21 protein-coding genes, 1 other RNA gene and 1 pseudogene are annotated in these 26,601 nt (G+C 62.2%); 10 read left to right on the top strand and 13 right to left on the bottom strand.

Annotation, left to right across the window (positions count from 1 at the left end; all coding sequences use genetic code 11):
- Positions 1 to 151 precede the first annotated feature (151 nt).
- Positions 152 to 3,142 (top strand): excinuclease ABC subunit UvrB, encoded by a 2,991-nt coding sequence (gene uvrB / locus E2A64_RS16280; protein WP_133285578.1) that lies wholly within the window; start codon positions 152 to 154, stop codon positions 3,140 to 3,142.
- Between the two features lie 211 nt (positions 3,143 to 3,353).
- Here uvrB and E2A64_RS16275 read toward each other — a convergent pair whose 3' ends face one another.
- On the bottom strand, positions 3,354 to 4,829 hold the full coding sequence (locus tag E2A64_RS16275; RefSeq protein WP_158285784.1) for a TIR domain-containing anti-phage reverse transcriptase: 1,476 nt from the start codon (positions 4,827 to 4,829) through the stop codon (positions 3,354 to 3,356).
- A 359-nt stretch (positions 4,830 to 5,188) separates the two neighbouring features.
- Between E2A64_RS16275 and E2A64_RS16270 the strand changes: the two genes are divergently transcribed.
- The gene (locus E2A64_RS16270; RefSeq protein WP_133285576.1) at positions 5,189 to 5,518 is read left to right on the top strand and encodes a flagellar basal body rod protein FlgC; all 330 of its coding nucleotides are present in this window, start codon (positions 5,189 to 5,191) and stop codon (positions 5,516 to 5,518) included.
- Between the two features lie 305 nt (positions 5,519 to 5,823).
- On the opposite strand, the gene E2A64_RS16265 is transcribed toward E2A64_RS16270, so the two are convergent.
- Positions 5,824 to 6,729: an oxygenase MpaB family protein gene (locus tag E2A64_RS16265; RefSeq protein WP_133285575.1), complete on the bottom strand. Its 906-nt coding sequence runs from the start codon at positions 6,727 to 6,729 to the stop codon at positions 5,824 to 5,826.
- A gap of 146 nt (positions 6,730 to 6,875) precedes the next feature.
- Here E2A64_RS16265 and E2A64_RS16260 point away from each other — a divergent pair, with 146 nt between their 5' ends.
- Entirely contained in the window at positions 6,876 to 7,340 is a 465-nt protein-coding gene (locus E2A64_RS16260) for a hypothetical protein (protein ID WP_133285574.1), read from the top strand.
- 147 nt (positions 7,341 to 7,487) lie between these two features.
- The gene (locus E2A64_RS16255; RefSeq protein ID WP_133285573.1) at positions 7,488 to 8,090 is read left to right on the top strand and encodes a DUF922 domain-containing Zn-dependent protease; all 603 of its coding nucleotides are present in this window, start codon (positions 7,488 to 7,490) and stop codon (positions 8,088 to 8,090) included.
- 76 nt (positions 8,091 to 8,166) lie between these two features.
- Here E2A64_RS16255 and E2A64_RS17845 read toward each other — a convergent pair whose 3' ends face one another.
- The 4 genes from E2A64_RS17845 to E2A64_RS16235 form a co-directional block, all read right to left on the bottom strand.
- The gene (locus E2A64_RS17845) at positions 8,167 to 8,634 is read right to left on the bottom strand and encodes a Kazal-type serine protease inhibitor family protein (protein ID WP_158285783.1); all 468 of its coding nucleotides are present in this window, start codon (positions 8,632 to 8,634) and stop codon (positions 8,167 to 8,169) included.
- An 87-nt stretch (positions 8,635 to 8,721) separates the two neighbouring features.
- Complete coding sequence (locus E2A64_RS16245) at positions 8,722 to 9,144, bottom strand: Kazal-type serine protease inhibitor family protein (RefSeq protein ID WP_133285572.1); 423 nt, start codon at positions 9,142 to 9,144, stop codon at positions 8,722 to 8,724.
- Positions 9,145 to 9,263: 119 nt separating this feature from the next.
- Entirely contained in the window at positions 9,264 to 10,478 is a 1,215-nt protein-coding gene (locus E2A64_RS16240; RefSeq protein WP_158285782.1) for a GGDEF domain-containing protein, read from the bottom strand.
- Between the two features lie 136 nt (positions 10,479 to 10,614).
- Complete coding sequence (locus E2A64_RS16235; protein ID WP_133285570.1) at positions 10,615 to 13,074, bottom strand: ATP-dependent helicase; 2,460 nt, start codon at positions 13,072 to 13,074, stop codon at positions 10,615 to 10,617.
- Positions 13,075 to 13,403: 329 nt separating this feature from the next.
- On the opposite strand from E2A64_RS16235, the gene E2A64_RS16230 reads away from it, so the two are divergent.
- Positions 13,404 to 14,180, top strand: coding sequence for a GGDEF domain-containing protein (locus tag E2A64_RS16230; protein WP_158285781.1), 777 nt, complete (start codon positions 13,404 to 13,406; stop codon positions 14,178 to 14,180).
- Positions 14,181 to 14,193: 13 nt separating this feature from the next.
- Here E2A64_RS16230 and E2A64_RS18075 read toward each other — a convergent pair whose 3' ends face one another.
- Both E2A64_RS18075 and E2A64_RS16220 read right to left on the bottom strand, forming a co-directional pair.
- On the bottom strand, positions 14,194 to 15,168 hold the full coding sequence (locus E2A64_RS18075) for a magnesium transporter CorA family protein (RefSeq protein WP_158285780.1): 975 nt from the start codon (positions 15,166 to 15,168) through the stop codon (positions 14,194 to 14,196).
- 28 nt (positions 15,169 to 15,196) lie between these two features.
- A pseudogene (locus tag E2A64_RS16220) lies at positions 15,197 to 15,589 on the bottom strand (carboxymuconolactone decarboxylase family protein); the annotation flags it as partial.
- Positions 15,590 to 15,861: 272 nt separating this feature from the next.
- On the opposite strand from E2A64_RS16220, the gene E2A64_RS16215 reads away from it, so the two are divergent.
- Complete coding sequence (locus E2A64_RS16215) at positions 15,862 to 17,676, top strand: chloride channel protein (protein WP_133285567.1); 1,815 nt, start codon at positions 15,862 to 15,864, stop codon at positions 17,674 to 17,676.
- Positions 17,677 to 17,679: 3 nt separating this feature from the next.
- On the opposite strand, the gene E2A64_RS16210 is transcribed toward E2A64_RS16215, so the two are convergent.
- Entirely contained in the window at positions 17,680 to 18,156 is a 477-nt protein-coding gene (locus E2A64_RS16210; protein WP_133285566.1) for a thioesterase family protein, read from the bottom strand.
- 124 nt (positions 18,157 to 18,280) lie between these two features.
- On the opposite strand from E2A64_RS16210, the gene E2A64_RS16205 reads away from it, so the two are divergent.
- A complete protein-coding gene (locus E2A64_RS16205) occupies positions 18,281 to 19,696 on the top strand; it encodes an FAD-binding oxidoreductase (protein ID WP_133285565.1) in 1,416 nt (471 codons plus the stop codon).
- Positions 19,697 to 19,762: 66 nt separating this feature from the next.
- Positions 19,763 to 23,641, top strand: a complete 3,879-nt coding sequence (locus E2A64_RS16200; RefSeq protein WP_133285564.1) for an AsmA family protein — start codon at positions 19,763 to 19,765, stop codon at positions 23,639 to 23,641.
- On the opposite strand, the gene E2A64_RS16195 is transcribed toward E2A64_RS16200, so the two are convergent.
- The 4 genes from E2A64_RS16195 to ssrA form a co-directional block, all read right to left on the bottom strand.
- Positions 23,616 to 23,876 carry a ribbon-helix-helix domain-containing protein gene (locus E2A64_RS16195; protein WP_133285563.1) on the bottom strand — a complete coding sequence of 87 codons (261 nt, stop codon included), beginning with the start codon at positions 23,874 to 23,876 and terminating at the stop codon, positions 23,616 to 23,618. The two genes, E2A64_RS16200 and E2A64_RS16195, sit on opposite strands and share 26 nt — an antisense overlap.
- Positions 23,877 to 23,888: 12 nt before the next feature.
- A complete protein-coding gene (locus E2A64_RS16190; RefSeq protein WP_133285562.1) occupies positions 23,889 to 24,089 on the bottom strand; it encodes a DUF4169 family protein in 201 nt (66 codons plus the stop codon).
- Positions 24,090 to 24,097: 8 nt separating this feature from the next.
- Complete coding sequence (locus E2A64_RS16185; protein ID WP_133285561.1) at positions 24,098 to 24,631, bottom strand: SspB family protein; 534 nt, start codon at positions 24,629 to 24,631, stop codon at positions 24,098 to 24,100.
- A gap of 204 nt (positions 24,632 to 24,835) precedes the next feature.
- Positions 24,836 to 25,217, bottom strand: a transfer-messenger RNA (tmRNA) gene (ssrA, locus tag E2A64_RS16180).
- Between the two features lie 122 nt (positions 25,218 to 25,339).
- Between ssrA and E2A64_RS16175 the strand changes: the two genes are divergently transcribed.
- Positions 25,340 to 25,648: a DUF2853 family protein gene (locus tag E2A64_RS16175; RefSeq protein WP_133285560.1), complete on the top strand. Its 309-nt coding sequence runs from the start codon at positions 25,340 to 25,342 to the stop codon at positions 25,646 to 25,648.
- A 146-nt stretch (positions 25,649 to 25,794) separates the two neighbouring features.
- Positions 25,795 to 26,589, top strand: coding sequence for a thymidylate synthase (locus E2A64_RS16170; RefSeq protein ID WP_133285559.1), 795 nt, complete (start codon positions 25,795 to 25,797; stop codon positions 26,587 to 26,589).
- The last annotated feature ends 12 nt before the right edge of the window (positions 26,590 to 26,601 follow it).

Below are 26,601 nucleotides of genomic sequence, written 5' to 3'. Positions count from 1 at the left end.
AAGGGGCGAAGACGCGCTCGGGGCCCATGTCCCTCAGCAATCGCGCGCTACTGACACTTTCCGTCAGCAATCCGCATGCGAGCTTGCGCCGGCACAGCTTTGTCGGGGGTGGGGGCTTCCTTTCGTCCCGTCTCCGTCCCATATTCCGGCCATGGCCAGATCACCCCGAAAATCCTCCTCCCGCGACGACGAAAACACCGGTTTCGGCGAGGCGCCGCAAGCGTCGTTCGACACCGGGACACCCTTCGAGCGAAGCGAGGGGGATCAGCGAGTCCCGGCGGGCAAGCAATCCGCGCCGACGTCCGGCTCCATCGCCGACTGGGCGTCCGACATCGCCAAGCAGGCGGAAGAGGACGCCGTTCGCGCGCGCCGCAAGGAAGAAAACCGCGCCATCCGCTCCGCCGCGGGCAAGCACCGCAAGAAGGCGGCTGCGCTGGACAATGACGACACCGCCGACCGCGACGCCGAAGGCGCGCAAGCAAGGAAGGCCGGCAAGCGCGATCGCGCGGCCGTGAGCGACAAGAACACGAAAACATCCCGCGGCACGTCCATCGGCGGCACCACCGATCCGCGCGCCCGCGCGGCTGCCGGGCTCAATGCCGTGGCCGGTCTCGACATGTCGATGGAGGAAGCGGAAAAGTCGCTCGCCGGCACCGCTAACACCAAGACGGTTCAGGCGCTGTCCGACCTCATCGAGAGCGGAAATCCGCTGCACAAGAACGGCAAATTGTGGACGCCGCACCGGCCCGCCCGCCCGGAGAAATCCGAGGGCGGCATCCAGATCAGGATGGCGACCGACCTCACCCCCGCCGGCGACCAGCCGCAGGCGATCGCCGATCTCGTGGAGGGGGCGAACGCGCATGAGCGCAGCCAGGTGCTGCTCGGCGTCACCGGTTCGGGCAAGACCTTCACCATGGCCAAGGTGATCGAGGAGACCCAGCGCCCCGCGCTCATCCTGGCGCCCAACAAGACGCTCGCCGCGCAGCTCTATTCCGAGTTCAAGGGGTTCTTCCCGGAAAACGCGGTCGAGTATTTCGTCTCCTATTACGACTACTACCAGCCCGAGGCCTATGTGCCGCGCACCGACACCTTTATCGAGAAGGAGTCGACGATCAACGAGCAGATCGACCGGATGCGCCACGCCGCCACCCGCGCCCTGATGGAGCGCGACGACGTCATCATCGTGGCCTCCGTCTCCTGCATCTACGGTATCGGCTCGGTGGAAACCTACACCGCCATGACCTTCCAGATGGAGGTCGGCGACCGCATCGACCAGCGCCAGCTGCTCGCCGACCTCGTGGCCCAGCAGTACAAGCGCCGCGACATGGATTTCCAGCGCGGCTCGTTCCGGGTGCGGGGCGATACGATCGAGATCTTCCCTGCCCACTTGGAGGATGCCGCCTGGCGCATCTCCATGTTCGGCGATGAGATCGACGCGATCACCGAATTCGATCCGCTCACCGGCAAGAAGACGGGCGACCTCAAGAGCGTCAAGATCTACGCCAACTCGCACTACGTCACCCCGCGCCCGACGCTCAACCAGGCGATCAAGTCGATCAAGGAAGAGCTCAAGCACCGGCTGATCGAGCTCGAACAGGCGGGCCGCCTGCTCGAGGCCCAGCGGCTCGAGCAGCGCACGCGGTTCGATCTGGAGATGCTCGAAGCCACCGGCGTCTGCCAGGGCATCGAGAACTATTCGCGCTATCTTACCGGCCGCGCGCCGGGTGAGCCGCCACCCACCCTGTTCGAATACGTGCCCGACAACGCGCTTCTCTTCATCGACGAGAGCCATGTCACCATCCCGCAGATCGGCGGCATGTATCGCGGCGACTTCCGGCGCAAGGCGACGCTGGCCGAATACGGCTTCCGCCTGCCCTCCTGCATGGACAACCGGCCGCTCCGCTTCGAGGAATGGGACGCCATGCGCCCCGGCACCGTGGCCGTCTCCGCCACGCCCGGCCAGTGGGAGATGGACCAGTCGGGCGGCGTGTTTGCCGAACAGGTCATCCGCCCCACCGGCCTCATCGATCCCCCGGTCGAGGTGCGCGGCGCCAAGACCCAGGTCGACGACGTGCTGGGCGAAATCCGCGCCACGGCGGACGCCGGCTACCGCACGCTCTGCACGGTTCTGACCAAGCGCATGGCCGAGGATCTCACCGAATATCTCCACGAGCAGGGCGTGCGGGTGCGCTACATGCACTCCGACATCGACACGCTCGAGCGCATCGAGATCATCCGCGATCTCCGCCTCGGCGCTTTCGACGTGCTCGTCGGCATCAACCTGTTGCGCGAGGGCCTCGACATCCCCGAATGCGGCCTCGTCGCCATTCTCGACGCCGACAAGGAAGGGTTTCTGCGCTCGGAAACCTCGCTCATCCAGACCATCGGCCGCGCCGCGCGCAACGTCGATGGCCGCGTCATCCTCTATGCCGACAAGATCACCGGCTCGATGGAGCGCGCCATGGAGGAAACCAGCCGCCGCCGCGAAAAACAGCTCGCCTGGAACGAGGAGCAGGGCATCACCCCGCAATCGGTCAAGGCGCGCATCAACGACATTCTCGACTCGGTCTACGAGCGCGACCATGTCCGCGCCGCCATTCCCGGCCCCGGCGGCAAGACCGGCAAGGGCGAGGAAGCCATGGTCGGTGGCAATCTCGCCGCCCATCTGGAAGCGCTGGAAAAACAGATGCGCGACGCCGCCGCCGATCTCGACTTCGAGACCGCCGCCCGCCTGCGCGACGAGGTCAAGCGCCTGAAATCCGTCGAACTGGAACTGATGGACGACCCGATGTCCCGCGACGCCGGCATCGAGAACACCAAGGCGTCCCGCAAAGCTGCGGCGACGGGCAAGCCCGCCTCCTATTTCCGCAAGAACACGCTCGACGAAATGACCGTCGGGCGGACGGAAAAACCGCTGGCTCCGAAGGCGAGTACCGCCGCAGGCGGCAAGCGCGACCGCGCGTCCGAGCCTATGCGAGGCCCCGGCGGAGGCCAGGGCGAAGCCCGCTCGGCCGTGAGCCAAAACAATTCAGACGTGGACGGCCCCATCCGCCGCAACAAGGTCGGCGCGGGCAGCTACGAGGGCGAGGGCGAAGAGCGGCGCAAGAAGCGTCCGAGCAAGACGGGCCGGCCGGGGCGGTAGGGGGGCTTTCTCTCACAAACGGCGCGCGATCCGTCGTTTGAAAATAGTGATCCCCCAACCTTCGTCATGCCCGGACTTGATCCGGGCATCCATGTAGTGATGTTAAAGCTCGAACTTGGATGGTGACCTTATCATCTTTCACGTCCGCAGCAGTCACATATCTTGTAACATTAAAGCATCTAAATCAGTGAATTATTCTGCTTGTCTTAGTTTATCTTACGATTCGCTTTGTGATTTCAGCGCATATTTCTTCTATAAAATCATCCTCTTCGGATTCTTTTTCTGGCCATTTTTTGTAAAGATTTTCTGCAAGTATTGGGTAGTTATCATCTACACTAAAATCGCTGTCAATTATTGGAAGTATTCTGCCTTTTCTGTTTATATTTATAGAGATTGCTGAATTTAATTCCTTGTTTGTCCAGCCTTTTCGGGTGAAGTTATTAGACAGAAAGGGGATAAAATAATCAGATTTAAGCAATCCAAAGTTTACCTTCTCAGGTATACTGTCTCCCCACTGGATGACGTCAACATCGAAAAATGTTTTCACGCCAACGGCTTTTAGCGCCTTATTTAGTTTCCCGTACTTCTCCTTATCTTCACTTGCATGTGATAAGAATACATCGAATTCGCGTACCATATCTGCCTGTGCCTTCATCCATGTTGCGTTAGCTAAGCCGGCGATAATGGCAGACTTGCATAATTTGGCGAGTACAACGTCGTCCTTACCGCGAACTTGTCTCACGTAAGAGAGGTGTCCTTCGATATGGGATTGAAGAGAGCTCGCGGTTGCATTTGGCCCGAGCCAAACTTTCGCTGCGCTTTCTGCGCCAAATCGCTGTGCCGAATGAATTTTCATACGCAATCTGGCAATGTCTGCGCGTCGAATGTTGGCTTTTTTGTTTACAACTAATCCTGTAACAACTTGGCGTTCGTAAGGAAATTGTATTCTTGTTTTTTCCGGATTGATCCGGAAGCCCGCGTTTTTTACTGCTTCCCGAATATCTTTTCCCAAGGTTATTTCTCTCTTGCCGAATTTTGGCTCCCAGAGACTTATCACGGCCCCAGGTGGGAGTTTTTGGCTGGAGGAAAAGGTAATGTCGTCAGCGTATCGTGTGTATTTTAACTTATATTCGCGGGCGAGAGCGACTAGATTCTTGTCTAGTGCATTGCCGATTATGTTTGAGAGAATTGGGGATGTCGGCGCTCCTTGTGGGAGTGATCCCTCATGAGTGCATATGCGAGCTAAGATTGTTGAAACTCTGGGGTTGAAGCCGAAGAATTTCGACATGAACAAGCCCCTAACTCTAGGGAAGGTTATGGTGCCGAAGAAATCTTCGATATCAAAGTTCAAAACCCATTTTTGGTTTGAATGATAATTCGCGTTTGTTAAGAATGATTCTCCTTCTACATAAGATTTTACGTATCCTTTTGGCTTGTATACATGTTTTAAAATAATAAGAAGACGGACTTGAGCAAGAGCGAGTCCGCGTAGCGGCTTAGAGATTTTTCTCTCTCCGCCATTCTTTTTGGGTATGGTGAAGGATTTGTAATACTCCCCAGAATCGCAGTTTTTAACAACGTAGAAAAACTTTGCTGGATCTAATCCGAGTGCAAACGCCACATCTTGAATTGAATGTGCATACTGAAGTGAAAATAGTGCTTTTTCTTCTTCTGAGGGAAGTAGCAAAGCTTGCTCCTCGTTCTTTACCTCGATTCGAGCACCCCGGTTGGCCATAACGCCGGCGCGCGCGGTTGTGTACTGAACGTTCAGCCATATGCCGTGGATTCAACGGCACCAAGTAGAGGAGCAAGCGTCGTAAATGAAGTTCTACCTACATAGAAAGTCAAGGGCTGTACGGGCTATCGCTTAGATCAATAGTGGACAATCGCATTTGGGCCTTGCGATAAGGAGCCCGTTGTAAGTCAGTCAATGCTCTTTCCGCCCCCTCTAATCCCTCATCCCCCCTCAACCCTTCCTTAACCCTTCTTAATAACCCCTTGCTCACACCCTGACGCTACCCTGCCACTCGACAGGAGTATTGCGTCATGTTGTCGAGTGTCTTTTCCACGGCGGCCTCCGGGCTGTCGGCGCAGCAGAAGCGGATGGAGGCGATTGCGTCCAATGTTGCCAATGTCGATACGCCCGATTACCGCCGCAAGGAGGTGGACATGGTCTCGACCGGGTCCGGCGTGCGCGCGGTGGTCAGCGAGGGGCCGGCAGGGCAGGGCGTGGATCTCGCCACCGAGATCGTCGACATGATCGAAACGAAAATGGCCTATGAGGCCAATGTCGCGGTGATGGAAACCGGCATGGACATGTGGGACGCGCTGATGAGCGCGCTCGCCCCCGAGGACCGCGACGAGCGCTGGCGGTAGGCTTTCACCCCTCTCCCCCCTTGTGGGGGAGATGTCGGCGTCAGCCGACAGAGCGGGGTAACCCTCCGCGAGTTTGAACCCAGGCGCTCACCCCTCTCTGTCACCTCTGGTGGCTTTGGGTCTCGCCCGTCCTTCGGACCCCGCCGCAAGGGGGGAGAGGCGGGTGTGCCGCCGGCTCACCATTCACTATTTTCCATTTGCCCTATTCGCTACTCGCTATTGCCTATTCGCTCCCTCCGAAGCCACCCCTCAATCCCCAGCGGAATCCCGCGCGGGGCCAAAGCCGCTTCTGATCGAAGCCGACCTCACCCGCGGTACAGGAAATCCGCCGGCCGGCCCATGCGCAGGCTCGCCTGGGCAGGCGGGGCGGAGTGCAGCGGCAGCCGGTCAGCGGTGCGGGCGGCGGTGCGCAGCATCAGCCGTTCCAGCGGCCGCAGCCGGGCGGAGATTTCCAGCCGGTCGCGCAGGCGGTCGGGCAGCAGGTCGATCGCCGCCTTCACCATCACGGTCTGCAGGGGGCGGGCGGCGGCCGGAAGGACGGGTGCCTCGCGGATGAGCGCCAGGAACTCGTCGATGATCCGCGAGGGGCCGAACCGCGGGTCCATCTCCTCCAGAAGCGACTGCCAGCCGGCTTCCGAAGTGGGCGCGCCGGTCGCCCCGTAGAGGCGGGCCGCCGGTTCGCCCTCGGCGAAGAATGTGTCGCGTTCGACCGGTGTGAGAGGGGCGGCATGGCGGTGATAGGCCTCGAGGAAACCGTAGGCCGCCGTCACCTGCACCCAGTTCAGAAGGTCGGTATCGAGCGCGGAATAGAGCTGTCCGGTTTCGGTCACGCCGCTCACGCGGGCATGGGCCGCCGTCACGCCGGCGATCATCTTCTCGGCCGATTCAGAGGGAGCATAGACGGTCACCATGGCGGCAAAACCGGTGCGGCGCAGCCGGGCGACGGGATCGGTGCGGAAGCTCGAATGCCGCCAGACGCCGGCGCGCACGCGCGGTTCGGCGAATTCCATCAGCACCGCCGCCACGCCGCCGACGAACAGCGTCACCGGGTTCTTGAAGACGCGCCAGGATACCGAATCCGGCCCGGCAAGTGCCGGCGCCCCCGCCGGGTGGCGGAAGTCGAGTTTAATGTTTCCGGGCGGGCGGATGAGGCTGCGCGCCTCGCTCTCGATCCGCCGCTGCAGGAAGCTGGGCAGGGCGATGGCTGTCATGGAAGAAGAACGCCCGCGCCATGGCGGCGGTTCCGCCCGCCTTGCAGGCGGACTTTCTGCGGCCTTTGAATCAAATGCACACGCCCGCCTTCATCGGTGGGTAAATCGGCGAGCGCTAAATAGCTCCCTGGAAAGGAGTATGCGTCATGATTTCCGCTGTCATGAGTACTGCGCTCTCGGGAATGAAGGCACAGCAGGATCGCGCCGCCGCGCAGGCAGACACGGTGGCCAATTATACAAGACCCGACACCACCTCCAAGGATGTGGTCTCGTTCAGCCGCGCCGGCGGCACCATCACCGCCAGCACGCAGCAGTTGCCGCCACCGGAAGCCGCAGCCTCCGCGGTCGCGGCCGGGCAGAAGCTGCGTACCCCGCAGAAGCCCGATCTGCCCGAGCCCGATGAAGCAGGCGACGAGCTTCCCAAGACCGAATTGCCGATCAAGGCCTCCTGGCCCAATCCGATGATCATCCAGCTGCCGCCCGTGGTTCTCGACCTGATGGAGACCCAGGAAGCGTTCCGGGCCAGCGTCGCCGAGTTCGATACCGGCGCCGAATTCTGGGACATGCTGGAGGTCGCCGCCGATCAGGGCCATCCGCGCCGCGATCCCTAGAGCCTCGGCGCAGGCGGAAAGCCGAACTTGCGACCCGCCGCAGGCGGCCGGACGCGCTAGAACGCTGTTCCGACGGACCAAAGTTCCGCAAGACCTTGTCGCGGGCAACGGCGCCCATTACCGTCCGGCTCGATCCAGGAGCCGATGATGTCCGTCCCCACCCGCCTCATATCCGTCCTCCCCGCCGCCCTTTTCGCCCTTTCGGGCGCCGCCCATGCCTGGGAGCCGCAGGAGACGATCGCCACCTATGCCGTCAGCGGCAGTTCCGGCGCCGAACTCTATGACGAGATCGGCCGCAAGGGGCCGGTGATCGGCGACGGACGGCGCACTGTCGCCCACACCACGTTCAAGCTCACCTGGCGGCGCGGCTACCAGCCGCGCGACGACGGGTCCTGCGTGCTCGCCTCCGCCGTCCCGCGCCTCGTCATCACCTATACGCTGCCCGAGGCGAAGGGCTTGCGCTCGCCGGCGCTGAAGGCGAGCTGGCAGACGTTCCGCGACGGCCTGCTGACCCACGAGAAGGTGCACGGCACGCATATCGTCGAGATGGTCCGGATGATCGAGGCCATGTCGGTGGGGCTGAAAGCGGAAGCCGATCCCGGCTGCCAGAAGGTACGGGCCAGGCTGCAGGGTCATCTCAAGGAACTCTCGGACGAGCAGCGGGCACGCGGCCGCGCCTTCGATCGCGAGGAAATGGGGCAGGGCGGCAATATCCAGCGACTGATCCTGGCGCTGATAAAGGGACCGTAGGCTCCGACACCGCCGCAGGGGGAGCTGGCAGATCCACCCCGCCGCAAGGCGGGGAGGGTTCGTGTCGCGCGAGATCTCAGCCGCGGCGGCAGTAGCGGTTCGGCACTTCCCGCGCGCCGTCCTGCCGCATCATGCACTCGTTCTCGTAGGTGCGCGCGCGCCCCCCGTTCGAGCCGCAGACGGGCTGGTAGATGGAGGTGCAGAATTCCGGCCTTTGCGGACGCGAGCCCGGGCCGGGGCCGCCGTGACCCGGACGGCCAGAACTCCGGCACTGGCCGCCATGGCGGATATCCCAGCCCGCGGACTGCGCTTCGCAGGCATTGGGGAAGGTCTGCGATTGACGGCCGCGGGTGGCGCAGACGGGGTCGTAGATGCGGGTGCAGATGCGCCCGCCGCCCGGAGGAGCCGGTGGAGGCCCGTAACCAGGCCCTCCATATCCAGGGCCGCCATAGCCGGGAGCCGTCGGTTCGCAGGCAGCCAGGAAGAGACCGGCAATCGCGATCCCCGCCACTCGCAGGCCATTTCCGGATATTAATCGGACCATCGGGCTCTCCTCCTAGAACTGGACACACAGAAGACCACGGCAGGTGCGGGCGGTCAAACGGGTTGTGAAAACGGCTCTTCGGGTCGCTCAGCCACCCCGGCACTGCGAAGCCGGAACCGGAACGGCGCCGGAAGCCTGCAGGGTGCAGGAGTTGGTGAAGGTGCGCGCGGAATTGCCGATGCGACCGCAGACGGGGGTGAAGATTTTCGGGCAGCCAGCGGCGCCGAATTCGGGAAGCGCGGGGCGTTTCGGCACCCTGACGCCGGACGGCGCGCTCGGCTGGAGGTGCGGCGTATATTTCTCGGTCTGCAGGTCCGATGGCCGGAAATCCGGCTGTGGCGTGTTGGAGGGCAGGCGATAGGCCGGCAGTCCGGGGGTCGTGTAGCTGTTGGAGGGCAATCCGCCCTGCGCCATGGCGGAGACGGCAAATGTCAGCGTCACCACGGCGGCGCCTGCGATCAACAGCGGCAGGACAGGGCAGAAGGAAAGAGGTTTTCGCTCGTATGACACGTCGATAAGAATCCGGTTTCTGTCGGGATATCAGACATCGTTCTGCCGACGCTGCACACCCACTTATGCCAATAACGGAGCAAAAAGGCGGGAAGTTCCACAGTTTCGCTGAAACTTCGTCAGCCGGCCCTGGCCCGGAGGCGGTGCTTCTCCGTGCCGGCCATCTCGTTGGCGGCTTCCGGAGGCTCGAAGAATTCGACGCGGTTGCGGCCCGCATTCTTGGCCCGGTAGACGGCTTCGTCGGCGGCACCCATCAGTGTGTCGAAGTTGCGTCCGACGACCGGTGTCGCGGCCACGCCGATGCTGGTTGTCAAGGGAACGCGCCGGCCGTGATGATTGACCGGCAGCGCCTCGACCGCCCTGCGCACGCTTTCCAGAAGGCTGCGGACCAGGCGCTCGTCGCCGGTCTTCATCAGGATTGCGAATTCCTCGCCCCCAATGCGGGCAAATCTGGCATTTTCGGGGATCGTCGTCTTCACGACATCGCTGAAGCGCACCAGCATGCGGTCGCCGGTCTGATGCCCGTGCCGATCGTTGATGGCCTTGAAATTGTCGAGGTCGAGAATGGCAAGCGACCAGTCATGCATCTTGTTGGCCAGCGCCAGCTGCGTGACCTCTATGAAGGCGCGCCGGTTCTGGATTCCGGTCAGCACGTCGGTTTCAGCGGCGATGCGATGGCGCTGCTCGGACCTGTCCTTGATCAGGACCACGAAGGAAATGGCGGTCGCCACGGTATGAACCAGCAATTCGATCATGTAGGGGCCGAACCAGAAGGCATCGGCCTGGCCGTTGACCAAGGTGGCCGGCCACAGGATCGCGCATGGAATGATCGTCGCCCGCGCCAGAGCGTGGGTGATCAGAAGGCAGATGACGATAGGGACCATGGGCAGCTGCCGGTTGCCCGGGCCGTTGTGGATTTCCCAGGCCAGGAGAAAGGCAAAGCTCACCGTAAGGGCGGTCTGGATGATGACGACGATGTTGATGTCGGTGCGGAACGGCTCCCAGAGGATGAAGCCGGCAGTCCAGGCCACGAGGACCGCGCCGGGATAGTGCCAGTGTATCTTCTGCCGATTGAACGAACGAATTCCCGCCCAGACGATACCGTAGGCTGCCAGCTCGAGAAGATTGCAGACGGCCACCTGAAATTCGAAATGGCCGGGAATGACCGAACGCAGGGCGGTGGCCAGTCCGGCAAGTGCACCGATGTAGGAGGAAAGCGCCCACAGGCCGGCGCCTGGTTCATGCTTGTTGTTCCACCAGACCACCGTCATCACCATGCCGGCGACGAGCAGGCATACGAATGTGCAAAAGAATATGGTTGCTACATCGAGCAAGTCTGCATCCCACAATGCCATGAAACTGCGCGCGCATACGCCGGGGATGACCTGACTAGCAGCGATGTCTGAACAGACACCTAATCTGATGCTTAAATGCCCGGATTTCCAGGTATTTGTGGTGTTAGATCCAGAATCATCCGACGCGCTGGATGAAGCCGTCGAGCACGCGTTTCTGGCCGGCCTTGTCGAAATCGATGGTCAGCTTGTTCCCGTCGACGGCGGCGATGTTGCCGTTCCCGAACTTCATGTGGAACACCCGGTCGCCGACCCGGAAGGCCGACGGCGTGTCGGTTGCCGACTTGGCGACCAGTTCACCCTCGATGGTCTTGCCGCGAGGGCCGGATTCGCCATAGGCGATGCGTTCGACCGCATGACCTGAACGGTTGCCCCAGTTGTCGCGGGTGGCCGACGTCTGGTTGGCCTGTGCGCGGCGCCAGCCCGGCGAATTGTAGTTGCCGCCAAACGGTTCGGCCTTGTCGAAACGCGAGGCGCCGTAGGGGCCGCCGGACTGACCGCGACCGTACTGGTTGTAGCCGCCATAGGAGCTGTCGGATTCGGAAACTTCCACGTGTTCTTCCGGCAGCTCGTCCAGGAACCGCGAAGGGATTGTCGACTGCCAGAGGCCGTGAATCCTGCGATTGGAGACGAACCAGATATGGCAGCGTTTCTTGGCCCGGGTGACGCCGACATAGGCGAGGCGCCGTTCTTCCTCGAGCGCCGAGCGGCCGCCTTCGTCAAGCGCGCGCTGGTGCGGGAACAGGCCTTCCTCCCAGCCGGGCAGGAAGACGTTTTCGAATTCGAGGCCCTTGGCGGAGTGCAGCGTCATCAGCGAGACGGCGTCGAGATCCGCATTGTTGTCGGTGTCCATCACCAGCGAGACGTGTTCGAGAAACGCCCGAATGGATTCGAAGCCGGAAATGGTCTCGACCAGTTCCTTGAGGTTTTCGAGCCGTGACGGAGCGTCGGCGGAACGGTCGTTCTGCCACATCTCGGTGTAGCCGGATTCCTCGAGAATGACCTCTGCCAGTTCGTGGCCGGGCATGGTTTCGAGCAGGTTCTGCCAGCGGGCGAACATTTCCACCACGTCGGTCAGCGATTTCCGCGCCTTGGGCTTCAGCTCGTCGGTCTGCACGAGGTCGCCGGCGGCCGAGAGCATCGGGATATCACGGGCGCGGGCATAGTCGTGAACCAGCCGCACGCTGGCTTCGCCGAGGCCGCGCTTGGGCACGTTGACGATGCGTTCGAAAGCCAGGTCGTCGGCTGGCTGGCAAACGACGCGGAAGAAGGCCATCGCGTCACGGATTTCCTGCCGCTCGTAGAAGCGCGGGCCGCCGATGACACGGTAGTTGAGGCCGAGGGTCACGAAGCGCTCTTCGAACTCGCGCATCTGGAAGGAGGCGCGCACCAGAATGGCGATATCGTTGAGATTGGCGCCCTTGTGCTGGAGCTGCTCGATCTCCTCGCCGATGGCGCGGGCTTCCTCTTCCGAATCCCAGGCTGCGTGAACCTGAACCTTTTCGGCGTCAGGGTCGGCGCTTTCGGTAAAAAGGGTCTTGCCCAGCCGTCCCTCGTTGAACGTGATCAGATGTGCTGCGGTGCCCAGAATATGCTGTGTCGAGCGGTAGTTCCGCTCCAGCCGCACCACGAGCGCGCCGGGAAAATCCTTTTCGAAGCGGAGAATGTTTTCCACTTCGGCGCCACGCCAGCCATAAATGGACTGGTCGTCGTCGCCCACGCAGCAGATGTTCGGTGTCGATTTGTCCGGCCGTTGCGCCAGCAGCCTGAGAAGCATGTACTGCGCGGTATTGGTGTCCTGATACTCGTCGACGAGGATGTAGCGGAACTTTTCCTGGTAGGTCCGCAAAATATCCGAGTTGTTGCGGAAAATGCGGATGGGGTGGCACAGGAGATCGCCGAAATCGCAGGCGTTCAGCGTCTGCAGCCGGTTCTGGTAGGCGGTGTAGAGCGCACGGCCCTTGCCGTTGGCAAACGCGCGGGAATCGCCTTCCGGGATCTCCGCAGGCGCAAGCCCCTTGTTCTTCCAGCCGTCGATGAGCTGGGCGAACTGGCGCGCGGGCCAGCGCTTGTCGTCGATGCCTTCGGCCTGGATCAGCTGCTTGAGCAGCCTGATCACATCGTCGGTGTCGAGAATGGTGAAATCGGATTTCAGCCCCGCCAGTTCGGCATGGCGGCGGATGATCTTCACGCCGATCGAGTGAAAGGTGCCGAGCCAGGGCATGCCCTCGACCGCACCGCCGACCAGAAGGCCGATACGTTCCTTCATCTCGCGCGCGGCCTTGTTGGTGAAGGTCACCGCGAAGATCTGCGAGGGATAGGCAAGGCCGAGATTGAGAATATGGGCGATGCGGGTGGTCAGGACGCGTGTCTTGCCGGTGCCCGCGCCCGCAAGTACCAGCACCGGGCCGTCGACCGATTGCACGGCCAGTGATTGCTCGGGGTTCAGCCCGCTCACATAGTCCGGCGTCTCCGGCTGGCGCCTGGCTGCCATTGCACGCGCGGCAATGCCGCCGGCAGGCCGCGGGGGCGCCGGCTCGTCGCCGAAGAAGGGAATGTCGTCATCAAAGCCGGTCATCGCGTGAATCTAGTGATTCGGGAGGGAAAAACCACCATTGGCATGAAATGTCGGCGATATTAAACCCTCGCAGGTTCGTTCTCCCCTGCAACAGTTCGGCGCTTTGTGCGTGACATCGACCTTAGGGAACGTCGGATCGGGTCGATGTCCCGCAATCGGCCCGGCTCGCCGCGGCTGTCCCGTGGATGGCAAAATCTATCCCTTGAAAATTAACCGTATGGTGGCGGCCCGAATGCCAGATTGAGCGTTACCGGTCGGCGCTTTCCGATTGCCGACACCTGATCGTTCCACGGACAATTCCGAGTGCGGGCCGCGATATGGATTTTTTGATGAAGCGCATGAAACTGACGTCTCAACGTCAGGTTTTGACTGGCACTTTGCTGATCACCCTCATCTCGGTCGCATCCCCCGTGAGCGTCTTCATGGTGGTTCTTTCCTTCTTCAACATGGAGAGCGCGGCCTATTGGCTGATCATCGGAATATCCGCCGCAATACCGCTTCTGATTGCGCCGCCGATCGCGTTGATAGCCTTGTCGCTGCTTCGCATGATCTCCGAAACGATCGAAAAGGTGGATGCCGTCGTTCGCCGCGATCCTCTGACGGGCGTTTCCACCCGCGCCTTCTTTCTCGAGCAGGTTCGCGAGCATCTCGCCAATGGCGGCGCCTTTCTGATGATCGATGCGGATCACTTCAAGTCGATCAATGATACCGACGGCCATGATGTCGGCGACGCGGTTCTCAGACGTATCGCCGAGATCATGTCGCTGAGCATGGATCACGCGCCGGGGCGCGCATTGATCGGCCGGCTGGGCGGTGAGGAGTTCGGGGTCTTCCTGGAGAAGGCGAACGAAGAACAGGCCGCTCTTTTCGCCGCCGCAGTTGGGTCGGCCATCCGCCTCAAGGCACAGAAAATTCCGGGCTGCGAAAGCGCCGTCACAGTAAGCATCGGTGTCGCCGTCCACGCGGCGGGCGACCGCCTGGAGCAGACGATGAAACGTGCCGACGTGGCCCTTTATCAGGCCAAGAACGCCGGCAGGGATCGCTTCATTCTCTCTGGATCCGCTCAGGACGTGCCGGCGCGGCTGCCGCAGTCGAAAGCGGGCTGAACGCGGCCGGGTGCTACCACCAGCCCTTGCGGCGGAACCAGAGGTAAGGGACGATGCCGGAGAGCAGCATCGCACCGAGCGCCATCGGATAGCCGTAGGCCCAGTGCAGTTCCGGGATGCGGGCGAAATTCATGCCGTAGATCGACCCGATCAATGTCGCCGGCATGATCAGCACTGCCATCACGGAAAAGATCTTCATCACATTGTTCTGCTGCACCGAAATCAGGCCGAGGCAGGCATCGAGCAGGAACGTGATGTTGCCCGCGATGAAGCCCGCATGTTCAGAGAGTGACTTGATGTCGCGATTGACGGACTTGCACTTTTCCTTGTTCGCCCGCACCGAGGCGAATTGCGGCTGACTGGCCATGTAGGCGGTCACGCGTGAGAGCGAATTGAGGCTTTCGCGGGCCTTCGCCACAAGCCGCTGCAACGCGGCGATCTCGACCAGCTGGGCCTCGAGGTCGCGGGTGGCACGGTCCGGACGGTTCTGCGTCTCGACAAGAAAGACGCTGGTGGTCATGTCGTCGACGGCACGGGAAGCGTTCTCGAGGACTTCGGCCGTACGGTCGACGATCGTTTCCAGAAGGCTTGCGAGAATGTCTCCGCCACCCTTGAAGTCGCATGTGCGGCGCATATTGGTGGTGAAGATCTTGAAGGCGCGGGGCTCTGCATGGCGCACGGTGATGAGGCTGTCCCTGGAGAGAATGAAACCGGTATCCGCCAGTCCAGCAATCTGGCTGTCGACGCGGTAGACGAGGCTCGCGGTCAGAAACAGCGCGTCGTTTTCGATATAGAGGCGGCTCGAAGGCTCGATATCGCTCAGTTCGTCGCGGCTCGGCAGATCAATGCCGGTTGCGGCCTCCACGGCGGCGCTTTCCTCGTCGGTCGGATTGAACAGGTCGTACCAGCCGATGTCGGCAATCCGGTGAAGCTGGCCGTCGCCCGGCAGGTCGATCGCGGCACCGGTCTTGTCGTAGATGAAGAGCATGCTGGTTATCCTCTGTCGCCCGCATCGGGTCGAAGGCATTGTCCGTCGGCACCTGCAACGCGGTGGCGAGATGATTGGTCCTGGCCGCCAGTGCGACGATTGTGACAAGCTCGGCATACTGGCTGTCGGTCATGCCCTTCGCACGCGCGGCAGCGGTATGCGAATGGATGCAATAGGCGCAATTATTGGCGATCGAAACGGCGATGTAGATCAATTCCTTCGTCATCGGATCCAGTCCGGAAGGTGTCGCCATGACAGCCTTGACTTCGCCCCAGGTGCGCTCCAGCAGGGCCGGGTCGACGGCGAGCCACAACCACATATTGTTGATGAAATCGGATTTCCGCGTGGCGCGGATATCGTCGAATACCGCTTTGACGCGGGGATCGTCCTCGGGATTTGCGGGCGGTACGATGGTCGACATGGTCACTCCTCCGGTCCGGTCATGCACGCGGCTACTGCCCCAAGCTTTGCACCGCTCCCGAAGAAAGCGCAAACGCGTTTCCTGACGGCGCGGCGACCGAAATTCTGCTGCATCGAGGTCACGCATCGCGCCACCATGCGGGAAGAAACCGTCAGAAATACCGGTGACGCAACGGAATTCGCCCTTGATATCCCGGAGGTAAAGGCGTTAGAGCGGGCCCAATTCCCCGCAACAGCGACTTTCCGCGAGCCGCCAAACACGCTGAAAATGTCATGACACTTCCTGATTCCACTGCCGCCCAGCCGTCTGCACCGAAAGACGAGGAGGTGAAGCGTCCGGACAGGGAGCTCTCACTTCCGGTTCTGGTGTTCTTCGCATTCATCGTCGGTCTCGTCGCGGCGGCCGGCGCGATCGTCTTCAAGTTCCTGATCGCGGGCATCTACAATCTCGCCTTCTACGGACAGTTCTCCTTCGTCCTCGACCCCAATGTCTACGGCGAACCGAGCGTATGGGGACCGTTCATCGTCCTGGTCCCCGTCATCGGCGGCCTGATCGTCGTTTTCCTGGTCAAGACATGGGCGCCTGAAGCCAAGGGACACGGCGTGCCCGAGGTGATGTTTGCGATCTACCACCGGGGCGGCAACATTCGCGGCATTGTCGCGGTGGTCAAATCCCTGGCCTCGGCCATCTCCATCGGAACGGGCGCATCGGTCGGTCGCGAAGGACCGATCATCCAGATCGGCTCGTCCTTCGGTTCGACCCTCGGGCGCTGGCTCGGGCTCATCCGGTCGCAGAAGATCATCCTGCTTGCGGCGGGCGCGGGCGCGGGCATCGCGGCAACCTTCAATACGCCCCTCGGCGGCGTGCTGTTTGCCGTGGAAGTGTTGTTGCCCGAAATCTCCCCGCGCAGCTTCCTGCCGGTGGTCGCGGCCACCGCGACGTCCACCTATGCCTATCGTCAGGTCATCGGCGCGGAAGCCACATTCCAGATTCCGGTCTGGACCACGCTCCCCACCCATGAAGCGGTCAACTTCGTCGAAATCGGCCTGGCCGCCTTTACCGGCGTGGCGATGGGGCTTGCCGCATGGGCCTTCGTGCTGGTTCTCGAGTTCATGGAAGACTGGTTCGACGACATGAAGCTCAACGATTACGTCAAGAACGTCATCGGCATGCTCTTCGTCGGCCTCACCGGCTACGTCTTCATGCTCACCGTAGGCCACTACCACGTGCTGAGCGTGGGCTATGCGACGATCCAGGATATCCTCATCGGCAACGACATGACGGTCATCCTGCTGCTCGTCCTCTTCGTGATGAAGCTTCTGGCAACCACCGTCAGCCTGGGTGCAGGGGCTTCTGGCGGCATCTTCTCGCCGTCGCTCTTCATGGGCGCGGCGCTGGGAGCCGCCATCGGCACCGCCGGTGTCTGGCTCTTCCCGAATTCAGGGCTTTCGGTCGCCGTCTTCGCAATGATCGGCATGGGCGCGATGGTCGGGGCCGGCACCAGTGCCGCCATGACGGCGATCGTCATGATCTTCGAGATGACACGCGATTACAACATCATCCTGCCGCTGGTGCTCGCGGTTGCGATTGCCCTGGGTATCCGGCGTGCGCTGGTCGTCAACGACATCTACACGATCAAGCTGCGCAAGCGCGGTCGCGCCATTCCCACCGACCGGACGACCAACATGTTCCTGGTCCAGCCGGCACGCGAGGTGATGAGCACGGATTTCATCGTGCTGCCGATGGAAATGTCGGTCACCGAAGCGCTCTCGCGGGTGGATGTGGAAACAAATCGCGTGGTCGTGACCGACGGAACCAGGATCGTAGGCTATGTCCGCTTCTCGGCCATTCCCTATCAGGCGGACCGTTTCACGCGGCAGTCGCTGGGCGAAATCATGAAGACCGATTTCGTGGTCGCGGTGCCCAAGGGTAACCTGAACTCGGTGATCACCCGCATGAGCCGGCGCGACCGCTCCTATGCCATCGTCGTGGCAAATGAATCCGGTGTGCCGCGCGCCGAGGATGTGGTCGGCGTCATTGACCGCGAGGAACTGGCCCAGGCGATCGTGCGCAACCATTATTCCTAGGCGTCAGCCCTTGCGGTGGATGCGGATCGACCGGCCGATCCGTTCGTCGAGGGGGAGGGCGGCGTGCCGGCGGGCGAGGATTTCGAACCGTTCGCGCAACGCCTCCGGCATGGCGGCAACCTTCGGACCGGCCATGTCGATGTGAAGAAGCAGGGTTTCCGAGGTCGCGGCCAGCCAGCCGTCCCTGTGAAACAGCTCCTCGAAGACGTGGATCCGCTTGGCATCCACGTCAACCAGGCGGATGGTCGCCTGTACCGTGGAGCCTGCCTTGAGTTCCCGCACGTAACAGACATGGGCCTCGGCAGTGAAAAAGCTGTGGTTCTCGCTTTCCCGATAGGTCCGGCCGCAACCCATATCGTCAAAGAAGTAATCGACAGCGCGATCAAAGAGAACGTTGTAATAGGCCATGTTGAGATGGCCGTTATAGTCGAACCAGCCTGGCTCGAGCTCTTGAAACGGTGTGGGATGGGGATGCGTCATGTTGTGTTGTCCTCTTGAACCTTCCTCTCGCCACTGGACAAGCTCGTCAGCATTTGCTCATAACCTCGGACAGCCCGCAAGCGGCGCCAAGGCCGCAGAGAACGGGACAAAGAGAGGATACGCCATGGGACTTGAACAATTCATCACCGGAGCCCGTAACGAACAGGGCATCAAGACCGTCGTCGACATTCTGACGCAACGCTTCGGTGACAGGGTATCGACCAACAATTCCATTCGCGAGCAGCATTCGCACACGACCACCTATATCCCGTCGCAATTGCCGGATGCGGTGGTGTTCCCTGAAAGTGCCGAGGAGGTCAAGACGGTCGTCCAGATCTGCGCCGAGCACAAGGTGCCGGTCATTCCCTTCGGCGCGGGATCGTCGCTGGAAGGCCACGTCAACGCCCCGTTCGGCGGCATCTCGATCGACGTGATGAAGATGAACAGGGTGATCGAGATCAACGCGGAAGACCTCGACTGCACAGTCGAACCGGGCATTACCCGCGAGGAGCTGAATACCGCGCTGCGTGACACCGGGCTGTTCTTCCCGATCGATCCGGGCGCCAACGCCTCGATCGGCGGCATGACCGCAACGCGCGCTTCGGGCACCAATGCTGTGCGCTACGGCACCATGCGCGAGAACGTCCTGGCTGTCACCGCGGTGACCGCGCGTGGCGAGGAGATCCGGACCGCAAGGCGGGCGCGCAAGTCGTCCGCGGGCTACGACCTGACCCGGCTTTTCGTCGGTTCGGAAGGCACGCTCGGCGTTCTGACTTCTGTGACGCTGCAGCTGCAGGGCATCCCGCAGGCGGTTTCGGGCGGTGTCTGCCCGTTCCCGAGCGTGGAAGCTGCCTGCAACGCGGTGATCATGACGATCCAGATGGGCATCCCGGTTGCGCGTATCGAGCTTCTCGACGCGCTGCAGATGAAGGCCTGCAACGCCTATTCCAAGCTCGACTATCCGGAAAGCCCGGCCCTGTTCCTGGAATTCCACGGCACCGAGGCCGGTGTTGCCGAGCAGGCCGAAACCTTTGCCGAGATTGCCGCCGAGTGCGGCGGCGGCGAGTTTCTCTGGACCACCAATCCGGAAAAGCGCACGCAGCTGTGGAAGGCGCGTCACAGCGCCTACTGGGCCGCGCTCCAGCTGCGGCCGGGCGCCAAGGGCATCTCGACCGATGTCTGCGTGCCGATCTCGCGACTGGCGGAGTGCGTCACGGAGACCCAGGAGGACATTGCCCAGCACAAGCTCTTCGCGCCGATCGTCGGCCATGCGGGCGACGGCAATTTCCATGTTCTCGTGCTGCTCGACGAGACGGATCCCAAGGAAATCGCGGGCGCCGAGGAATTCGTCGCGCGTCTCAACGAGAGGGCGCTGCGCTATGACGGTACCTGCACCGGAGAGCACGGCATCGGGCAGGGCAAGGCGTCCTATCTGCCGGCCGAACTCGGCGGCAGCGTCGAGATGATGCAGCAGATCAAACGGGCGCTCGACCCGAACAACATCATGAACCCGGGCAAGCTGTTTCCGTTCATCGGCTGAGCGGCTGTTCGCGCGTTCAATGACGTAAGTCCGGGAAACCATTGAAACGGCCTTGTTTGTGCCGATGTGACGGTGCAGCATAAGACCGTTGACTATGGAGGTAATCAGCTGGCCCGGCTGTTTGTCATTTTTGGCGGTCTGTTGGTTGTGGCGCTCTTCGCCGCGCTTATCGGCCCCTACTTCATCGACTGGACCAGCTACCGGACGGCCTTCGAGAAAGAGGCCTCCCGCGTGCTGGGCCAGCCGGTCGAGGTGCGTGGTGCTGCCGACGCCCGGCTGTTGCCGTTCCCCTCCGTCACATTTTCCGACGTCGCGATCGGCAACGATATCAACGGCGATTCGATGATGACCGTCGAGAACTTCTCGATGGATGTCGAACTCGCCCCGTTTCTTTCCGGCGAAGTGCGCATTTTCGACATGCGGCTCGAGAACCCGACGGTCACCATGCGGCTTCTGCCGGATGGCGAGCTCGAATGGGCGCTCAGCGCGCGTCCTTCGGCTTCGGGGGAGACGGTGGTGCTCGAGAAGGTCGCGGTCACCGGCGCGACGATCCGCATCGTCGATACGCAAAACCGCCGTGAGCATGTCGCAAGCGATATAGATGCCACCCTTTCCGCGCGTTCGCTGAGCGGTCCATGGCGGGTCGAAGGTACCGGGGAGCTCAGGGGGCGGCATGGATCCTTCGACATTTCCACCGGAGCCGCCGAGAACGGCTCGGTGCGGTTGCGGACCCGCATCCTGCCCGATGACGCGCCGGTGCTGCTCGAAACCGAGGGCACGGCCGAGATCGCCGACGCCAAGCCCCATTATGACGGCACTTTCACGCTGCAATACATGAACTCCGCCGAGGCGAGTGAGCCGGCTGCTGCCGCGATGGTCACCCGAGGCGATTTCGAGGTTGATAACGAGCGGCTGCGCATCGGCGAATACCGGATGGAACTCGGCGGTTCCGTGGATCCGTACATCGTAACCGGCGAGGCGACGGTCGATACAGGCCCCGACCCGGAATTTCTCCTGATTGCCGATGGTCAGCAGGTCGACGTCACGGCGGAGGGAGAAGACGCGGATGAGAGTGCCGCGCCAATCTCGGCACGCGATCGCCTTTCCGCGCTCAACAGTTTCCTGTCGCGCCTTCCGCCGCCGCCGCTGCCGGGCCGCGTGGAAATGTCGCTTCCGGCCATCATCGCAAGCGACACCACCATTCGCGATGTCCGCATAGCCGCCCGGCCTGAAGGTGGGAGCTGGCAGGTGGACAGCTTCGCCGCAAGCCTCCCCGGCCGCACCAAGGTGGAGGCGAGCGGTGTTCTCAATGTCGGCGAGCGGGCGTCCTTTGCCGGCGATCTGGTCGTCGCCTCCAGTCAGCCGTCGGGCCTTGCCAACTGGCTGACCGGCCAGGTCGATCCGGTGATGCGGCGGATCGAACAGGCGGGTTTCTCGGCCAAGGTCTCGCTGACCGAGCAGCTGCAGCGCTTCGAGGGGCTTGAGGTCGCCATCGGTCCGGCGGTGCTCAAGGGGGCGCTGGAGCGTCAGGAACTGGAAGGCCGTGCGCCTTCGCTGTCGATGGATCTTTCCGGTGACCGTTTCGACATCGATGCCGTCCGCGCGCTCTCGACCCTGGCAGGCATAGAGCCGAGAAGCGGGGATATCGACCAGATCGGCGTCAGCAATCTCTCGGCTCATGTCGCCGCCGAGGTGCTGACGGTCGGTGATCTCGACATCGGGGAGGCCGATGCAACGCTTGTCTATCGGGACGGTGAACTGACGATCGGCAATTTCTCCTTCGGCAATCTCGCCGGAGCGGAGGGACGCCTGAGCGGCAGTTTCGCGGGGTCCGTCGCCGCTCCCGAAGGATCGCTGACCGGCACGATCCGTGCCGGGACCGGCGATAATCTCCTGGCACTCGCCAACCGGCTGGCCGGGGCCAACAGTACGCTTTCGCGCATCCGCTCCATCCCAGGCGCCTACGACGATCTCGATGCAAGCTTCTCACTCGAATTGTCGCCCGGAAACGGTCCCGCGCTGTCTGCTTCCGGCACGGTCAACGGCACCGAGTTCGCCCTGTCGGCCTCCGGCGCCGGGCTGGCCGGAACCGGAGAGGGCGCGCGTTCGATACGCGTCACGGCCGACAACGATGAAGCAGCCGTGCTTGCCGGGCAGGCCGGGTTCGCGGTCTTGCCGCTTTCCGATACGGGGGCTGCGCATCTTGAAGTTTCACTGGAAGGTGAAGGCACGGCGGGTGGGGACATCACGCTTCTGGCGTCTGCCGGCGATACGTCGCTGTCCCTTGAAGGAAAGGGCGCGCTGCCAGCCGACGGCCCGCTGACCGGCACGTTCGACGTGGCGCTGTCCTCGCCGGATGCGGATCCGGTACTCATCCTCTTCGGTCAGGCGCTTCCCCAGACCGGCATGGGACTGCCGGTGGAACTCGAGGCCAGGGGCGAGTTTTTGCCCGAAGCCATCGTGCTTTCCAATCTGGCCGGCAGCATTGCCGGGAATGCCGTCAACGGCGCGCTGACATTCGACCGGACTGCCCCCGAAATTTCCGTTTCCGGTGATCTTGCGCTCGGCAGCGCCGATCTCGACTGGCTGACCGAGCTTGTGCTCGGCCCCCGGCTCGACGCGCTTGACGGTGGGCAGTGGAGCGACAGCGCCTATACGCCGCCGATCGAGGGTGCGCCGCAATTCGACATTCTTCTGCAGGCGGAAAGCTTCGGTCTCGGACCGGCGGGGGAGGCGCGGGATTTCTCCGGCGCGGTCGCCTATCGGGACGGGCGGTTGCAGCTGACCGACGGCACGGCAAGTTGGCGCGGCGGCACGATGAGCGGTAGCTTCAATCTCGACAATCCGGATGGTACGGCCTTTCTGTCCGCGACCATCGAAGCCAAGGGCGTCGACGTCGCCACGATCGAGAACGCCATATCCGGCAGCGCACCGGTGACCGGTCGGGGTGATTTTCGCGCTCGCGTCGAAGGGACGGGCGCGGATAGCCGGTCGCTCGTCAGGGCTATCACCGGCGGCGGCGAGCTTTCGATTTCCGGCTTCACGCTTTCAGGGCTCGATCCGCATGCCTTCGAGCGCATCGTCAATGGTGCCGACCGCGACGGGTTCGAGACGGGAACGGCGCAGGTCGAGGAACTGGCGAGACTGTCGATTTCCAACGGTGAACTGACGGCGGAACAGGTATCCCTGCCATTCTCGATCACCAGCGGCGTGGCGCGTTTCTCACTGCCTGCCGTCACGAGCGGTGCGGCCACGCTCTCCGGCGAAGGCCGGCTCAATCTCGCAGCGGCTACGCTCGATACCGAATTCTCGCTCGCCTTCGATCCCGGCGAGGAGGCCCAGGCCGGCGCCGAGCCGCGTATCGGTATCCGGGTGGAAGGCCCGCTCGACGCTCCCGAGCGCTCGCTGGACGTGACCCAGCTTGCCAATTTCCTGTCCGTCCGCGCCTACGAGATCGAGCGGCGACGGGTGGAGCTGCTGCAGGCGGGCGTTCTGGAAAAGCTCAGACTGCGCCGCATCCTCGCGCTGGTCGAGCAGAACGATGTGGACCGTGCAGCCGCCGAGGCGGCGGAAGAGGAACGCCTGCGCCGCGAAGCCGAAGAACGGCAACGCCGCGCGGAAGAGGCGAGGGCAGAGCGCGAGCGGCAGGCCGCCGAAGCCGCACGGCGCGCGGCAGAAGAAGACGCCGCCCGTCAGGCTGCCGAGGAGGAGGCGCGACAGCTCCTCGAGCAAAGCGCGCCTGAGCCACCGAATGAGACACAGAGCGAGCCACGGAACGAGATTGGGAACGAGGACCGTGCAATCGAGCGCGCGCCGCTGGCCGCGCCGAGCCGAGCCGCTCAGCCGGCGATCACGAACCCGGTCGTGCCGGATCCCGTGCTGCCTGGACAGTCGCTGGACTTCGAGGAACTGCCCGGGGTCAGGCCGTTCGATCTGGGGAATTGAAAGGGTCGGTCTCGCCGTTCCTGCCGGCGAGCGCCCAGTCGAGCACCGCCAGTCTCAGCCGTGAGGAGAGGTTGTCGCTTTCGTCGCGATCCTTGTCGATATCCGCGATCAGCGCCGAGAGTGAGATACCGCGCTGGCGCGCCATCTGCCTGAGACAGGTCCAGAAGGCATCTTCCACCGAGAACGACGTGCGGTGACCGCGAATGGTCACCGAGCGTTTGCGGTTGGCTGTCATGGGAACATCCGCCTAGTCGCCGGCGGGGCTGTCATCCGCTTCGCGCCTGCCGGCATCGTGAAGCCGGGCGATGCGCTCGTTCTCGGCGCTCGTATGCTGGCGCTCGGCCTTGGTGCGGCCGAAGGAAATACGGTTCTGCTCGGCCTTCGTCTCGCGGTCCTTGCGATCCTTGCGCTTGCGCGCCATGCGAAGGTTGACGACGTCGCCGGCCATGGCCGCATTCAGTTCTTCTTGCGGAAGGAATCGAGCGAGACGACCTCGGCGCTCTTGCCGTTGTCTTCCTTGCCCTCATCCTCTTCCGATCTGGAATTTCCCTTGTCGATCAGCTCTTCCACGACCTGGGCGATTTCCTCGTCGGAGGTGATATCGTCGTCCATGTCGTTGGCGGCTTCTTCCATCACCGTGTCGAACTCCAGTTCGAAATTGACGGAAGGATCGTAGAAACCGCGGATCGCAGCGAAGGGCACGACCAGCTTTTCGGGCTTGTCGGAGAAGGACAGGCCGATCTCGAACAGGCTCTCGGTCACCTTGAGGTCCCAGAACTGGTGCTGGACGACGATGGTCATCTGCTCCGGATAGCGGTCCTTGAGCGCGGTCGAGATGCGAACGCCCGGCGCTTCGGTCATGAAGGTGATGAAGAAGTGGTGATCGCCCGGCAGATACCCCGTCGCGGCAACCTCGGTGAGAACCTTGCGGATGACGCCGCGCAACGCATCCTGGGCGAGAATGTCGTAGCGGATATGGTCTTGCGGCATGCGTTCTACTTTCTCCGTTGGAGCGCCTGACCTCGTCATCGGGCCGGCGCGAGCCGAGTCGTCATTCAAGCTATATATATACCATTGCCGCCAAGCGAAAAGATGCGGCTCAATATGCGTTGAAAAGTGCACAGCTAATCGCCGCGGCTTTGAGCCTGCACAGCGGCGCCGGGCGGTTTCGGAAAGATGACAGAAGGGGAGGAAAGTGGAGGCTTCTGTTGCCAGGTGCCTCCGAACCCCGCCTTACAGTGCTACCCGCAAGGACTTAATTCGGGTTTCTGGCACCGCCATTAGGCAGCGACAGCGTAACCCTTAGCGTTGTTGTCGTTTGCAACTACACTTGTGACCCGATAACGGTGGTATCATGCCGAGCAAAAAGTCGTTCTTTACACCCTCGTCGATCCTGTTTCGCCCCCATCAACATCCGGCCGCGCCCTGAGCGGGTGTGGCCCGGCTTCGCCGGATCTTGGTGGAGGCGCCGGGTACCGCCCCCGGGTCCGAATGGCTTATTACAACGCCGTTTATTGCCATAGCCGCGCGAAGCGGCACCCCCAATATAGGGAGCTGAGGCGCGCTTGAAAAGGACCCCGTGTCTCGGTCGGTGGTCAATTGGCCTATTGACTTGAGGACAACCGGCGACGGACAATCGATCCGTCGCGTGTCCCGCCAAAGGTTTTTGGAGGGAGGGTTCATGAACAGGGGAGTAACATGGCAGACTACGCTGCGGACGTGAAGAAATACGATGCAGGCGCATCGGACGAGATCATCAACAAGATTGTCAAATACCTCGGAATTGCGCTGCGAAACCGCGATTCCTCGCTGGTGTCCTGTTCGGACGCTTCCGAAACGGCGCGTGTTGTCGAAAAATGGTGCGTCAACAAGCTCGGCGTCTCGGAAACGGAAGGCGAGAAGGCTGTTGAAAGCGTCTGCGCGACGATGAAGGGCGACAATTCCAAGTCGCGCGTCACCTTCTACTATCTGTGCGCCAAGGAACTCGGCAAGCTCGGCGCCATCTGACTGCCCGGCCGCCGCTGAAGCGCTTTTCAGAAAGCAAACGACAAGCTGTGAATCGCCCGGCTCGTCCGGGCGATTTTTACGTCAGGCACGTGTAATGTCGGGCAGCGGAGAATCATGCGGCGCGAAACGACACATGGGAGAGCCTGATGAGGCAATACCTGGATCTTCTGGAACGGGTGCTCGAAACCGGTTCAGACAGGGGCGACAGAACCGGCACGGGCACGCGTTCGGTATTCGGTCACCAGATGCGCTTCGACCTGTCGGAAGGCTTTCCCGTCACCACGACCAAGAAGCTGCATCTCAAGTCGATCATTCATGAGCTGCTGTGGTTCCTGAAGGGCGACACGAACATCGCCTATCTCAAGACCAACGGCGTGAAGATCTGGGACGACTGGGCCGACGAGAACGGCGACCTTGGTCCCGTCTATGGCGCGCAATGGCGCTCCTGGCCCGCACACGACGGCCGCCATATCGACCAGATTGCAAACGTCGTCGAGCAGATCCGCAAGAACCCGTCCTCGCGCCGCCATATCGTGAGCGCCTGGAACCCGGCGGAAGTCGACGAGATGGCGCTGCCGCCATGCCACTGCCTGTTCCAGTTCTATGTTTCGGACGGCAAGCTGTCGTGCCAGCTCTACCAGCGTTCCGCCGACATCTTCCTCGGCGTGCCGTTCAACATCGCCTCCTATGCCTTGCTGACGATGATGGTGGCGCAGGTGACCGGGCTCAAGCCCGGCGAGTTCATCCACACCTTCGGCGACGCACATCTCTACATGAACCATTTCGAACAGGCGCGTATCCAGATTTCTCGCGAGCCGCTGCCTTTGCCGGTCATGCATATCAACAAGGGGGTGACCGATCTGTTTGCGTTCACCTTCGATGATTTCCGGCTGGAGGGCTATGAATCCCATCCGCATATCGCCGCGCCGATCGCGGTTTGATCGCGTGACCGA

This window comes from Pseudohoeflea suaedae, assembly GCF_004354915.1.
GTDB classification, from domain to species: Bacteria; Pseudomonadota; Alphaproteobacteria; order Rhizobiales; family Rhizobiaceae; genus Pseudohoeflea; species Pseudohoeflea suaedae.
The sequence above is the reverse complement of the archived record's forward strand: the minus strand, read 5'-3'. Positions and strand labels throughout refer to the sequence as shown.